This window comes from Nitrosococcus oceani ATCC 19707, from assembly GCF_000012805.1.
In the GTDB taxonomy this organism is placed as follows: domain Bacteria; phylum Pseudomonadota; class Gammaproteobacteria; order Nitrosococcales; family Nitrosococcaceae; genus Nitrosococcus; species Nitrosococcus oceani.
In genome coordinates, this window is the sequence record NC_007484.1 from 289,131 (window position 1) to 302,490 (window position 13,360).

Annotated in this window: 12 protein-coding genes; 5 read left to right on the forward strand and 7 right to left on the reverse strand. The window is 48.6% G+C overall.

The genetic code is table 11. The annotated features are described in order from the left end of the window. Together NOC_RS01535 and NOC_RS01540 are read right to left on the reverse strand one after the other, a co-directional pair. Positions 1 to 1,569 (reverse strand): Re/Si-specific NAD(P)(+) transhydrogenase subunit alpha, encoded by a 1,569-nt coding sequence (locus tag NOC_RS01535; protein WP_002812446.1) that lies wholly within the window; start codon positions 1,567 to 1,569, stop codon positions 1 to 3. A 280-nt stretch (positions 1,570 to 1,849) separates the two neighbouring features. Further along, on the reverse strand, positions 1,850 to 2,290 hold the full coding sequence (locus tag NOC_RS01540) for a pseudoazurin (RefSeq protein ID WP_002811946.1): 441 nt from the start codon (positions 2,288 to 2,290) through the stop codon (positions 1,850 to 1,852). A gap of 321 nt (positions 2,291 to 2,611) precedes the next feature. Here NOC_RS01540 and gltX point away from each other — a divergent pair, with 321 nt between their 5' ends. Beyond that, on the forward strand, positions 2,612 to 4,021 hold the full coding sequence (gltX, locus tag NOC_RS01545; protein ID WP_002812825.1) for a glutamate--tRNA ligase: 1,410 nt from the start codon (positions 2,612 to 2,614) through the stop codon (positions 4,019 to 4,021). A 152-nt stretch (positions 4,022 to 4,173) separates the two neighbouring features. Here the strand turns inward: gltX and NOC_RS01550 are convergent, their stop codons facing one another. After that, positions 4,174 to 4,431, reverse strand: a complete 258-nt coding sequence (locus tag NOC_RS01550; protein WP_036497854.1) for a hypothetical protein — start codon at positions 4,429 to 4,431, stop codon at positions 4,174 to 4,176. A gap of 201 nt (positions 4,432 to 4,632) precedes the next feature. Here NOC_RS01550 and NOC_RS01555 point away from each other — a divergent pair, with 201 nt between their 5' ends. Continuing rightward, positions 4,633 to 5,334 carry a hypothetical protein gene (locus NOC_RS01555; RefSeq protein WP_011330280.1) on the forward strand — a complete coding sequence of 234 codons (702 nt, stop codon included), beginning with the start codon at positions 4,633 to 4,635 and terminating at the stop codon, positions 5,332 to 5,334. Positions 5,335 to 5,366: 32 nt separating this feature from the next. After that, positions 5,367 to 6,065 (forward strand): hypothetical protein, encoded by a 699-nt coding sequence (locus NOC_RS01560; protein ID WP_002812120.1) that lies wholly within the window; start codon positions 5,367 to 5,369, stop codon positions 6,063 to 6,065. A gap of 105 nt (positions 6,066 to 6,170) precedes the next feature. Here the strand turns inward: NOC_RS01560 and NOC_RS16390 are convergent, their stop codons facing one another. From NOC_RS16390 to NOC_RS01580, 4 genes are all read right to left on the reverse strand, one after another. Further along, entirely contained in the window at positions 6,171 to 6,626 is a 456-nt protein-coding gene (locus NOC_RS16390; RefSeq protein WP_002812967.1) for an EF-hand domain-containing protein, read from the reverse strand. A 100-nt stretch (positions 6,627 to 6,726) separates the two neighbouring features. Beyond that, a complete protein-coding gene (locus tag NOC_RS01570; RefSeq protein WP_002813982.1) occupies positions 6,727 to 8,547 on the reverse strand; it encodes a transketolase in 1,821 nt (606 codons plus the stop codon). Between the two features lie 5 nt (positions 8,548 to 8,552). Next, entirely contained in the window at positions 8,553 to 9,686 is a 1,134-nt protein-coding gene (gene tal, locus NOC_RS01575) for a transaldolase (protein ID WP_002812891.1), read from the reverse strand. Further along, complete coding sequence (locus tag NOC_RS01580) at positions 9,686 to 10,375, reverse strand: phosphatase PAP2 family protein (protein WP_231561396.1); 690 nt, start codon at positions 10,373 to 10,375, stop codon at positions 9,686 to 9,688. The genes tal and NOC_RS01580 overlap by 1 nt, the downstream gene beginning before the upstream one ends. 194 nt (positions 10,376 to 10,569) lie before the next feature. On the opposite strand from NOC_RS01580, the gene NOC_RS01585 reads away from it, so the two are divergent. After that, positions 10,570 to 11,235, forward strand: coding sequence for a nicotinamidase (locus NOC_RS01585; RefSeq protein WP_011330283.1), 666 nt, complete (start codon positions 10,570 to 10,572; stop codon positions 11,233 to 11,235). 190 nt (positions 11,236 to 11,425) lie between these two features. Continuing rightward, positions 11,426 to 13,345 (forward strand): ATP-dependent zinc metalloprotease FtsH, encoded by a 1,920-nt coding sequence (gene ftsH / locus NOC_RS01590; RefSeq protein ID WP_002814302.1) that lies wholly within the window; start codon positions 11,426 to 11,428, stop codon positions 13,343 to 13,345. Positions 13,346 to 13,360: the final 15 nt, after the last annotated feature.

Here is a 13,360-nt window from a genome sequence, read left to right on the forward strand (position 1 = left end):
CTATTTCCTGAACATCCGCAGCATACGCTGGGTTACGAGAAAACCGCCAGCAATATTAATGCTGGTGATCAAGATGGCAATTCCGGCAAGGAGCGCGATCAGAATGCCGGATTTAGACACTTGAATTAATGCCCCAATGACGATAATGCTACTGATAGCGTTGGTGACGCTCATTAACGGCGTGTGCAAAGAGGGTGTTACATTCCAGATAACTTGATAGCCTACGAAGCACGCTAATACAAATACGGTAAAATGGGTCATAAAAGAAGGGGGAGCCACTGTCCCCAGGCCCCATAAACCAAGGCCGCCTAGGGCCATGATCATAGCGATTCGCCACTCCTTGGAGAGCTTTGATTTCTCCTTTACCTCTGCTGGAGCAGGCGCCGGCTGTGGTTTAGCTGGTTGGGATGCAGGTGTGGCGGATATCCTGGGCGGTGGCGGAGGCCAGGTGATTTCCCCTTCTTTGATAACGGTAAGACCCCGGATGACTTCATCCTCCATATTCAAATGGATCGTGCCATCTTTCTCAGGACATAATTCTTCGAGCAAGTGGCGCAAGTTGGTCGCATATAATTGGCTTGATTGGGTCGAGAGTCGGCTGGGTAAATCCGTATAACCAATAATGGTCACACCGTGTTTAACGACAACTTCATCGGGTGTCGTTAAAGCACAATTCCCCCCTTGTTCAGCTGCCAGGTCAACGATAACACTGCCCTCTTTCATGGACTTCACCATCTCTTCGGTGATGAGCTCAGGCGCTTTTTTACCGGGGATTAAGGCAGTGGTGAGGATAATATCCACCTCTCTGGCTTGCTGGGTAAAGAGATCCATTTCCGCTTGGATAAATTCCGGAGTCATTTCCTTAGCGTAGCCGCCTTCCCCAGCACTCTCTTCCGCAAATTTGAGTTCAAGAAACTCGGCACCCATGCTTTGGACTTGCTCCTTAACTTCAGGCCGGGTATCAAAGGCCCGCACTATGGCGCCTAATCCCGCGGCGGTGCCGATGGCTGAAAGTCCCGCTACGCCTGCGCCAATGACTAGAATCTTGGCTGGGGGGATTTTCCCAGCGGCAGTGATTTGTCCGGCGAAGAAGCGGCCAAAATGATGGGAAGCTTCGATAACGGCGCGGTAGCCCGCAATGTTAGCCATTGAGCTTAGGGGGTCAAGTTTTTGCGCGCGTGAGATTCGCGGCACGCTGTCCATGGCCAGAACAGTGTTTTTTTTGGCCGCTAAGCGTTCTAATAGTTCCTTGTTTTGAGCTGGCCAGATAAAGCTGATTAGGTAACCGCCTTCCTGTAATAGCTCTACTTCATCAATGCCCAATTCGGGATGTATCGACGGGGAACGGACTTTGAGGATGATATCCGAGGTTGACCATAAAGAACGGGTATCCTCAATGATTTCAGCCCCTGCTTCTCGGTAAGCGGCATCGGAAAAATTAGCATTGAGGCCAGCGCCGGATTCCAATGCAACCGAAAATCCTAGCTTTTGCAGGCGCTCCGCCGTATCTGGGGTAGTTGCTACCCGCTTCTCTCCTCTATGAATTTCTTTAGGAATTCCTATTCGCATTTTTATTACTCCTGCCTATCGGTAAAAAATTATCGCATACTTGCCAAACTTTGCAATTCTTGACTATCGCGCAAGGTATTTGCTAACTGTTCGGTTTTGTTAGCTAATAGCTCTAAACTCCAAAGGGGGAAATAACTTATGATACAGAGTAATTGTGCTGGAAATTGCCCCCCATGAGGCAAGCTCTAAAATATCTGTGAAGAGGCATGATTGCGAACCAGATTGAAGAGGCAAAGCGGTGAATGAGTTAAGGAGCGAGACAATATAAACTAGATCTTAGTTATTGCCCAGTTGTAGCAATAGCCTCTTTGGTTTTCCGAAAAACCCGCTGGATAGCACCATGGGTATAGTTGACCTTTTTTTCTAATTCGGCGAGATTTTTGGGCTCGCCAACCACGATGGCTCCCGCCATACCAAAACTAAGATGGGGGTTACATTCATACAAGTAAATGCCTTCTTCTTCCAGCGTGACGCTAAAATCTTGCCCCATCTGGGACTGCCAAGGTTTAGCTGCTTGGGGGATGAGGCCATTGATAGATTTAGTATTATGAGCGGGCATGTTGATCCAGGTAATGGTATCGCCGGGTTCAGCAAAGACTATTATCGGATTAAATGCCGTTCCTATTGACTTAATGATATGGGTTTGGGCAATGGTGATGGCAGAGAAGGTTAAGGCCAGGATCAATGTTACACTTAACAAAGCGCTCTTGATGTTTACCATACAACTATTCCAATCTGTTTATTTGACTTAAACGGAGAACCCAATCTTCATGAGGATGATGATCCTACAGGTAATACCCCTTACGGCCTAAGTTTTTGCGCTTTCAATTAATGGAGAAGAGAGATTTAGGCATTATGAAAGGCTGTTTTTCTCAAGCCAGAGCATTCACTGGTCAGGGGGCTATGAAGCATCAGTTGATGGTTAGTTATCTCTGCCGAGGGAAAGTTCCTTGTTAAGATTTTCCAAGCCGGAGGGAAATTCTCTTGTTAAAATACTCAGCAGGTATTTGGCATTTACTTCATAAAGCAGGTAACTTCTACGATGACAGTTCGTACCCGTTTTGCCCCTAGCCCTACTGGCTATTTGCATGTAGGAGGTGTCCGTACGGCCCTTTTTTCCTGGCTTTATGCACGCAAACATGGCGGCCGTTTTATCTTACGTATAGAAGATACGGACCGAGAACGGTCTTCTATGGAGTCGGTCAATGCCATCCTTGAGGGAATGACTTGGTTAGGTTTGGAGTACGATGAGGGGCCTTTCTATCAAACCAATCGTTTCTCCCGCTACCGGGAGATCATTGAGCAATTACTAGCTTCCAATCACGCCTACCTTTGTTATTGCACCCGAGAAGAACTTGCAAGCATGCGGGCCGAGCAAATGGCGCGTAAGGAAAAGCCTCGTTACGATGGACGGTGTCGGGAACGGCATTCTCCACGGGAAGGCGTTTCTCCCGTGGTTCGTTTCAAGTCTCCCCTGGAAGGGCGAGTTGTTATACGGGATCTCGTGCGTGGTATGGTAATCTTCCAGAATAATGAATTGGATGACTTAGTACTTGCCCGCACGGATGGCACTCCCACTTATAACCTGACCGTAGTCGTGGATGACATGGATATGGGGATGACTCATGTCATTCGGGGTGATGATCATCTCAATAACACCCCCCGTCAGAGCAACATTTTTTATGCGCTTGGCAAAGAACCGCCGGTTTATGCCCATGTACCTATGATCCTGGGGCCAGACAGACAGCGCCTATCAAAACGCCATGGCGCCGTCAGTGTTATGAATTACCGGGAGGCGGGATATCTACCCGAAGCATTACTGAACTATCTGGTGCGTTTGGGTTGGTCCCATGGAGATCAGGAAATTTTCAGCGTGGCTGAAATGATCAAATTATTTGACATTGAAGACGTCAATCAGTCTGCTTCTACTTTTAACTCCGAGAAGCTGCTTTGGCTTAATCAGCAATATATCAAAAATAGTGCCCCCGAACACATTGCTCATCATTTGAGCTGGCACTTAGGTCAGCTGGGAATAGATCCCTCTAAAGGGCCGGATTTAGCCGCCGTCGTTAAGGCTCAGCAAGAACGATCAAAAACGCTACTAGAAATGGCCCATAACAGCGCACCATTTTATCGTGAATTTGAAGCTTATGAAGAAACAGCAGCCCGTAAGCATCTTAATGCTTCCGTGCTGGGACCATTACGGGATCTGCGTGAGCGTTTTAAGGAAGCCCAATCCTGGGTAGCGCCCGCTCTTCACGAAATCATCTTGGCAACAGTGGAGAGTCATCATTTGAAATTGGGTAAATTAGCTCAGCCCTTGCGGGTTGCAATAATGGGACGCCCTATTTCACCACCGATTGATGTTACTCTTGAATTGATGGGGCAAGCAACAACACTAGCTCGCATTGATCGGGCACTTGCCTGGATTGACCATAGGAGCAATGCCTAAAAAAGGAAAAGCGATATCCCACGTCAGGGATAAAGGGATTATGCGCTCTATTTTAGTTTAATAGTGAATTTCCGCCTAATAACGCCCTTCGCCCGTGGCTGATGAGCACAGCGGCGAGATAGTGGCCTTTTCCCCTGAAATGGATACCCATTTTACATAGGGGCTATCAGGAAGAGCGCGCTTTCCTCAACGTTCCCTAAAAAACTCAAAAAAGGAAAACCGACTAAAGAAAAAAAGAATACTACTCCGCCCTGTCCCATTTCCGCGTGCGCATCGAACCTGTCATCGGGCGCATGAAGCAGTTTCGAATTCTTGCCGACAGATACCATTATCTTTGTAACCGGTGCAGCGTCAAATTCGCCCTCATCCCAGGCTTTTGAAGCCGGAAAAGAAAGGACTTTTATCCCCACCCGTTTGTGCTTTTCAATTTTTGCTCAGTAGGAAAGGGGGTGGAAAAAAATTAATTATATTGGTTTGACAGCCCCCCTATCATGAACTAGTTATTTAAACTACATGTCCCTGTTCCTTAGAGGCATTCACGAACTGAACGTTATATTGATTAACTAACTTACTCTAGTTTCGCAGCGTTAGCCTGCGGGAGGGCGATGATTATGGTTACAGCTACTATGCATAGTCGAGAAAAACGTTTGGAGAGAGCCCTTGTGGGGGGCGCTATTACGGCGGCTGCCAGCGGGGTTGCCGCGGTTATTTTATCTATCCTTGGGTTAGTCCATATCGGACCATTGTTAATGACCCCTATTGCGGCGATTGTTATTGGGGCGGGTTTATTATCTGAATCGGGCACCTTGGCGGCCGAATACTCCGAGATTCTGTCCAAAACCCGACGAAACCGTTGGAGGAAAGTGGAATTTGGCAGTGGCGCCAGCGCGGAAATGCTGGCGGGAATTGCCGTCATCACGCTAGGGATTCTTTCCCTATTAAATCTACAACCCCTGGTGCTTTTGCCTGTTTCGGTCATCACCTTAGGTGCATGTTTGCTATTAAGTACGGGAGCTAAAGCCTTGTTGAATTCCATGCGCCTTGAAATCCCCGAGAACCATAGGAGAGCGGAAATGGTGGCTCATACGACATTAAGAGGGGCCATCTGGGTACAGGTTATAGTCGGTTTGGCGGCTATCGTATTAGGTATTTTGGCGTTGGCAGGATGGGTTCCCCTCATTTTAACCCTCGTGGCCATGCTTGCCATTGGCGCTTCCATACTTCTAACTGGCGCGGCGGTGAGCGCCAGAATGCTAAGTGCCTACACTGCGCATACCCCGCCCAAGGGAATTTCCCATCGATCATCGATATAAGAAATAATTCTGTCAAATAGGGAGCAAGCAGCATGAACATTACCTCTGAGCAAATGCCTACCGAGTCTCACACGCAATCAATTTCATCTGAGAGGTTAAAGCGAGGGCTGGTCGGTGGCGCCTTAACAGAAGCGATTGCTGGAATAGGTGCCGTTACACTAACTATTATTGGCTTATCTGGCGTGGCGCCGATGACAATGGGGGCTATCGCGGTCATAGTCGTGGGAGTGGGTTTGTTGTCCGAGGCGGGCACGCTGGTGGCTGAATACCCCGCAATTATATCCAGGACGCGAAAGAGATTTAGGGATAAAATAGAATTTAGCGCCGGCTTTGGCGCTGAGGGCCTTGCCGGTACCGTCGCCATTGTATTAGGCATTCTGGTTCTTCTGGGCGCTGAACCTCTGGTGCTTTTGCCTTCCGCCGCCATTGTGTTGGGCGCAGGCTTGGTGCTAACCAGCGCAGCTATTTCATTTATCAGTTCACTAAATTTAAACTTCCTTTTAGACGGCCATGAAGATAGCCATGAGGAACATATCGCTCATGTGGCTTTGGGCACAGCCATGGGGGTCCAGGTCGTATTAGGGTTTGCGGTAGTAGTGTTAGGAATTTTGGCCCTAGTGGGCTTTATTCCCTCATCCCTCACGCTCGTGGCTATCTTGGTAGCCAGTGTGGCGGCATTGATGGACGGAATTGCTGTTAGCGGCCGCGTGATTAGTGCCTCTACGGATTAAAATAAACCCTGCTAAATTTGTGTTTAAGAGTATATATTTTTAAATTACGCCCGCTGACGTTTTTAACGGCAGCGGGCGTAGATTTTTAGACATGATCTATCTATTTTATTGTTCTTGGGTTGTTGCACTTTTATTTTTCTGTGTGGATAAGGCGCCATGCTCGCCATATTCCGCGCCACTATCGCCGCCATGGTCGAAACTACGCATCTGCATGGCCTTAAAGTTACGAAACTCATCGGAATCGATTTTATTATCTTTATTCCGGTCAAGTTGTTTGAAATATAAAGCTAGATCCTCAAATGCTTGGGCTTCCTCCTTGCTGATGGAACCGTTGCCATCGGAATCTAACTGAGAGAAGGAAGGCTGCTGCATTTCCATTCGCTCGCTTTTATCCATCGTGTGCTTATTATTACCATTGCTGCCGCCACTGTGCTGGGATGGTTGTTCCGCCTGGCTTGTCCGGTCGTTCTGGTTTGATGATGGTACTTGGCTCGAATCTCCACAGCCAGCCATTAATAGGGAAAGGCTAGCAAGGGTAATAATCCCTGATTTTTTGCTCATAATTTCTTTTCTCCCTTCCTATCATTTAGGTAAATTTGGAATGCTTAAATGAGCGAATTCATCCACACCTAATTGATGTGTTCTGTAAGGTATAGAAGATTTAATCCATGAGTTCCAGAATTTTCCGCGTGATGGCCTGCTGTGAAATTCCATATCGCTCTAACAATTCTTCCGGCTTTCCGGAGCGGGGCTCCGCAGTGATAGCAAGTCTATGCACTGGCGCGAGGGCACTGACGGTGGCGGCCACTGCATCACCGAGACCACCGTCGATCCAATGATCCTCGACGGTAATGATTCCTTGGGTTTCATGGGCGGCTTTGGCAAGCGTTTCTTGGTCCAGAGGTTTGATGGAATAGGCATCGATGATCCGCACGAGGATTTCCTTACTTTTAAGTTCCTCGTAGGCGGCAAGCGCTTCATGCACGGTGATCCCCGCTGCGATAATAGTAAACTTATCTTCTTTTGAAGCGCATAAGGTTTTGCTGCCACCGACGGGGAATTCCTCGTCATTGGCATAGATCACTGGGGTTTTGCCCCGGGTCGTGCGGATATAGACGATACCTTGAGCCTTGGTTACCTGTTGGGTCAAACGTTCGGCACTGACTCCATCGCAAGGATACAAAATAGTGCTGCCAGAGACTGCCCGGAACATGGCTAAATCTTCTAATCCCATCTGGGAGGGGCCGTCCTTGCCAATGGAAACACCGGCATGGCTGCCGCAAAAAATGAGATGGGATGGCCGGCTATGACCGGCCATCCGGATAAAATCATAGGCCCGGCTGAGGAAGCAGGCAAAACTGGTCGCGCAGGCAATTTTGCCATAGGCGGCCAGCCCGAGGGCGGTACCCGCCATATTTTGTTCGGCGATATAACTTTCAAAGAATCGATCGGGATAGGCTTCAGCGAAATATTCCGTTCGGGTGGAATTTTTGACATCTCCATCCAGGACTACTAGTTCGGGAAGGAGCTCGCCAAGTTTTTTCAGCGCGTTGCCAAAACCATCACGGGTAGCAGCCTGATCCCCCAGGGCGTAGTCAACAGCAAGCGCAGGCGTTGGTTTTTTTTGTTGGGGAGGAGGCGTGTAGTGGCCCACACGGCGAGGCTCCAGGGGAGCGACAGCCTGGTCTTCACCGAGCTCCGCCAGGGCTTTTTCCATTTCTTCCTGGCTTAGGGGTTTTCCATGCCAACCCTCTTTTCCCTCCAGAAAGGAGACTCCTTTCCCCTTCTCGGTCTTGGCGATGATGGCCGTCGGTCCAGTTTTTTTAGCTTGCTCCAGGGCACTGAGGATAGCCCCCAGATCATGACCATCAATGGTGATGGTTTCCCAGCCGAAGGATTGAAAACGGCGGCTAAATACCTCTATATCATGTTGGTAGGGTGCAGGACCGCTTTGAGCCAGGGCATTCACATCCACAATGGCTACCAGATTGGACAGGTGGTTTAAAGAAGCGAATTGAGCAGCTTCCCAAACGGAACCCTCCGAGCATTCCCCATCTCCAAGCAGGCAGTAGATCCGGGCATCAATACCGTCCAAGCGATTGGCCAGCGCTATGCCATTGGCTGCCGCTAGACCCTGGCCCAACGAGCCGGTAGCTACCTTGACCCACGGGTTGTTAGGCGTAGGGTGGCCTTCCAGAGAGCTGTCTAATTTACGCAGGGAGAGGGGATCTTCATGGATGGCTTTCGCTTCCCACAGGGCAGCCCATAGAATAGGGGCGGCATGGCCTTTGGAGAGGATAAAGGTATCTACATTACGGGCTTTAGGATCGCTAGGGTCCCAGCGCATTTCATGGAAAAATAAAGCAGCGACAATTTCCGCGCAGGAGAGGCAGGAAGTGGGATGGCCCGAGCCAGCCTCGGTGGTCATCCGGATAACCAGGCGGCGCAGTTGTTGGGCTGTATTCTGGAGTGATTTCATCATTCTATCTACCTGTTTTTACAGTCTTCGCATTTGGCTTCCAACATTGCTAGCAGGGCATCGTAAGGATCGATAAATTTCTGCACGCCCTCATTTTCCAGCTGGGCGGTGACTAAATTGAAATCAATGCCAATTTTTTCCAGATCGGCAAAAACTTTTCGAGATTCTTCAATATTTTCTTCTACCGTTTCTTTAACGATACCGTGGTCGGCAAAAGCTTTAATTGTTTTTTCCGGCAGGGTGTTGACTGTATAAGGGCCAATGAGAGGTTCGACGTACATCACATCCCGGTAAGCCGGATTCTTGGTGCTAGTGCTAGCCCAGAGCATACGCTGTACTTGGGCTCCTTTGCCTGCAAGTGTTTTCCAGCGTTCACTTTGGAGAATTTCCTTAAAACGCTGGTAAGCTAATTTGGCGTTGGCTATGGCCACCTTGCCTCGTAGGTTTTCCGGATGAGGGGCTGAAGGGGATTTTCCCTCTGGTGGAATGCGATGGCTTAGGAGCTGGTCGGCCAGAACATCGATCCGGCTTAGAAAGAAGCTGGCTACCGAGGCGATGTTCTCTACAGTTTGGCCCGCTTCAAGGCGCCGTTCCAGCGCTCTGAGATAGGCTTCGGCCACGGCCTGGTAATGGTCGATGGAAAATAGCAGAGTAATGTTGATGTTGATTCCCTCGAAGAGCAATTCTTCAATAGCAGGCACACCGGCGGCAGTACCGGGAATTTTGATAAATAAATTGGGTCGGTCCACAGTTTGCCATAGGCGCCGGGCTTCCTGAATAGACCCTTCGGTGTCATGGGCAAGATAGGGTGAAACTTCAAGGCTGACAAAACCATCCTGGCCCTTTCGTTCTTTATAGACAGGATGGAGAATATCGCAGGCATCCCGGATATCGGTGGTGATGAGGGCCTCATAAATTTCAATTTTAGAGCGGCCTTCCCGGATCAGGGTTTCAATCTGTGGGTCGTAATCATCGCTGTTAGCAATGGCCTTATGGAAAATGCTGGGGTTGGAGGTGACCCCGCCCAGACCTTGCTCTTCAACCCGGTGCTTTAATTCTCCGTTTTTTATCATGCGCCGGGTAAGGTTATCGATCCAGTAACTTTGTCCGAATTCCAGCAACTTTAGAAGCGAATCCATCATTATCCTCCTGATTTTTTGAGGGTTCCAATTCGAATGGTGGTTCGAATAAGGATGTCTATGCTGAGAACCCATATCAAGGCAACTAAGCATCCTCCCAGGATGTCGGAAGGATAGTGGACTTGCAGGTACAGCCTTGATGTGGAGACGCATAGGACGAGTGCAGTTAATAGTATAGCCGCTGGCCATTGCCAGCGTGGCCAAATTCGAGAAATGATCAGAAAAACGGAAAGGGCAAAGGCAGCTACTTGGGTTGTATGCCCACTGGGGAAGGAGAATCCGCCATATATTTCCAAGGGTGGAAATAATACCGGCCGTTCCCGAACCATTAGGGTTTTTATCATTTTAGTCATAAGACTGGCGCCGCTGAAACCTAACCCCATAAGCAGCGCAGCCGGGTAATAACGATAGCGAATCAGGATGATTGCAATGCCGATACTGATGGGAAGAAGTAAAAAACTGGAGCCAGCCCAGGTGATCCAAAGAAAAAAATTATCCAACAATAAAGTGCGGTGTTCAGCCAAGAAATTTAGGGCCGGTGCATCGAACCAAAGTTCTCCGTGTTGGTGGAGGTGCTGTGCAAGCATGATAAAAGACAGGATGCCGCCTGCAATCACTATACTATAACGCAAGGTAGTGATTGAGAAATTATAGGGAACAGATTTATGCCAGGATTGAATTTGTTTTTTCACTAAAATCTCGCTGTTTAATAAATATAATAATACCCAGTAAATATTTTCCAAATTAGCAAGGTATTTTATTTTCGCTATGCTTAAGTTTTAACTGTAGTAAATAAATAGTGGCCTGTACGTTCTACCAGAATTTTTCTGTTAGTTTTAACTATAGTAGAAAAAAGCGGCTGCCAAAGCTTGAGGAGTTTCTAAAGATGGAAAGACCCCCTGTTACCTTTAATAAGGCACGCGCCGTATTATTATTGGTAGATATTCAACCAGATTTTCTACCTGGAGGTGGGCTTCCTGTAGCAGATGGCAGCCAAATCATCGAGCCAGTGCGATTGCTGATGGAATCCGATAAATTTTGCCATTATGTGGCGACTCAGGATTGGCATCCACCCGGTCATGTCTCCTTTGCCAGCAGCCACCCAGGGGCTGAACCTATGGCTACCCTTGAAATCAACGGTTACGCCCAGACCCTGTGGCCTGATCACTGCATCCAGGGAACGTCAGGCGCTGAACTTCATGGAGATCTGCCCTGGGAAAAGGTGGCGGCCATCATACGTAAGGGAACCGATCCAGAGAGCGATTCCTATAGCGGATTTCATAATAACTGGAATTCCGCAGGTGAGCGTCCTGCTACCGGATTAGCGGGTTATTTGCGGGAGCGGGGTATAGAAGAATTATTTATCTGCGGCCTTGCCCGTGACGTTTGCATAAAATGGACCGCTGAAGACGGTGCTAATGCCGGCTTTAATGTTTACGTGCTATGGGATCTCACCCGCCCCGTGGAACCTTCTTCCGATGACCAGGTACGCCGGGAGCTAATAGCCCATGACGTTAAAATTATTGATTGGGAGCAGCTTGTTAGGTATTGAATAGGAAGGCATTATGTTATTAAAAGTTGTTCTTAAAAATATTTTCTCTTTCCTGCGTTAAGCTAAATGATGGGAATGAATGGAGTTATAATGTGCTAGGCTTTAATAAGTAATAAAGCCGTAATTTTTTTGATACCATTTACATTGTTAATATGTTTTAGGCCTAGTCCTAACTTCTCAGGAGTTGCTGATGGATAACGAAAAGCAAGCCTCTCCACCTCCAGCAGCGCCCCCCCTTAATTGGCGCTATCTGCTCTGGATAATCCTCTTGGGTATTTTTCTAATATCCTGGCTTGGCAATGCAGGCCGTCAGGCAGGAGATGAAATTACTTATACGGAGTTTAAGCAGGCATTACATCAAGGGAAGATTGCAAAAGTTACCCTTGAGGGTCAGCATATTTCAGGCACCTATCACGAAGCTGGCGGAAATATACAGCCAGAAGGCAAGGACTCTAAAGGATTTTCCACGACGAGACCTCCCTTTGATGATCCAGAGTTGATGAAACTGCTGGAGCAAAAAGGAGTAGTTGTGCAAGCGAAGAGCGAAGAACCCTCCTTGTGGATGCAGGCCATCATTGGAATACTGCCTTGGTTCTTGATATTGGGCCTGATTTTTTATGTCTCCTATAGGATGCAGCAACGCATGATGGGAGGAGGCAGGGGTGGTCCCTTTGGTTTCGGCAAGGCGCCGGTAAAACGCTTTCGCGAGGGGAGTATAGGAGTCACTTTTGAAGACGTTGCCGGGGTGGAAAACGCAAAGCGTGATCTGCGAGAGATTGTCGATTATCTGAAGGAACCAGGGCAGTTCAAAGCGGTAGGCGCCAAGATTCCCAAAGGTATCCTTTTGGTAGGCCGCCCTGGGACGGGAAAAACACTTTTGGCCAGGGCGGTGGCCGGCGAAGCGGGTGTCCCTTTCTATAGCATTAGCGGTTCGGATTTTATAGAGATGTTCGTTGGCGTGGGAGCAGCCCGGGTGCGGGATATGTTTAAGGCCGCCAAGGAAGAGGCGCCTTCGATTTTGTTTATTGATGAAATCGATTCCGTGGGACGCGCCCGGGGGACGGGACTTGGGGGTGGCCACGATGAACGGGAGCAGACTTTAAATCAAATCTTGGGCGAAATGGACGGTTTTGCAGCCCATGAAAATGTTGTGGTTTTGGCGGCGACTAACCGTCCTGACGTGCTTGATCCTGCTTTACTTAGACCGGGAAGGTTTGACCGTAAAGTCGTTCTCGATCTTCCCGATAAAAAAGCCCGTCAACGGGTGTTAGAAGTCCATACCAAGAATGTTCCCCTCGCTGCTGATGTGGATTTGGAAAGAGTTGCTAGGCGTACGGTGGGCTTTTCTGGGGCTGATCTTGCCAATCTGGTGAATGAGGCGGCCTTGCTGACCGGACGGGAACGCAAGAAGGAGGTGGACATGGACATGTTTAACCTTGCCAGGGATAAAATCGTATTGGGCGCCAAGCGGGAAACGATTTTAGGCGAGGAGGAGAAAAAGCTTGTGGCTTACCATGAATCGGGCCATGCTTTGACGGCATGGTTATTACCTGAGGCTGATCCCCTGCACCAAGTCAGCATTATTCCTCGTGGTATGGCTTTAGGAGTGACGGAACAAGCTCCAGAAGAAGAACGGCATAGTTTGTCGCGGGCTTATTTGCTTGATCGGCTGGGGGTGATGCTTGGGGGACGCATCTCGGAAAAAATTACTTTTGGTGATGTCACCTCAGGGGCTGAATCCGATCTTAAACAGGCGACTCAATTGGCCCGCCGTATGGTTTGCCAATGGGGAATGAGTGATAAGATTGGGGCAGCGGCCTTTTCACGAAGTGAAGAGCATGTTTTTCTGGGCCGAGAATTGTCTCAACCGCGGGATTTTAGCGAGCAGACGGCTCAAATTATTGATGATGAAATCCGCCGTATCCTTAGTGAAGTGGAAAGGAAGACGGAGAATTTGCTTCAAGAAAACCGCGCGAAGCTAGACGCATTAGCAAAAGCGCTTATCGAAGCCGAAACTCTTAATTTGGTGGAAGTAGAAAAAATCTTTAAGAATGTTAAAGAACTCCCGCAGGAAGGTCATAATGAAGCTGTTGCTACGGGTGCTGGATGAAAATATTAAAGCAAT

Excerpts from the sequence above, each read along its gene's own strand:
- NOC_RS01535 (WP_002812446.1), bottom strand. The coding sequence starts at position 1,569 with ATGCGAATAGGAATTCCTAAAGAAATTCATAGAGGAGAGAAGCGGGTA.
- NOC_RS01540 (WP_002811946.1), bottom strand. The coding sequence starts at position 2,290 with ATGGTAAACATCAAGAGCGCTTTGTTAAGTGTAACATTGATCCTGGCC.
- gltX (WP_002812825.1), top strand. The coding sequence starts at position 2,612 with ATGACAGTTCGTACCCGTTTTGCCCCTAGCCCTACTGGCTATTTGCAT.
- NOC_RS01555 (WP_011330280.1), top strand. The coding sequence starts at position 4,633 with ATGGTTACAGCTACTATGCATAGTCGAGAAAAACGTTTGGAGAGAGCC.
- NOC_RS01560 (WP_002812120.1), top strand. The coding sequence starts at position 5,367 with ATGAACATTACCTCTGAGCAAATGCCTACCGAGTCTCACACGCAATCA.
- NOC_RS16390 (WP_002812967.1), bottom strand. The coding sequence starts at position 6,626 with ATGAGCAAAAAATCAGGGATTATTACCCTTGCTAGCCTTTCCCTATTA.
- NOC_RS01570 (WP_002813982.1), bottom strand. The coding sequence starts at position 8,547 with ATGATGAAATCACTCCAGAATACAGCCCAACAACTGCGCCGCCTGGTT.
- tal (WP_002812891.1), bottom strand. The coding sequence starts at position 9,686 with ATGATGGATTCGCTTCTAAAGTTGCTGGAATTCGGACAAAGTTACTGG.
- NOC_RS01585 (WP_011330283.1), top strand. The coding sequence starts at position 10,570 with ATGGAAAGACCCCCTGTTACCTTTAATAAGGCACGCGCCGTATTATTA.
- ftsH (WP_002814302.1), top strand. The coding sequence starts at position 11,426 with ATGGATAACGAAAAGCAAGCCTCTCCACCTCCAGCAGCGCCCCCCCTT.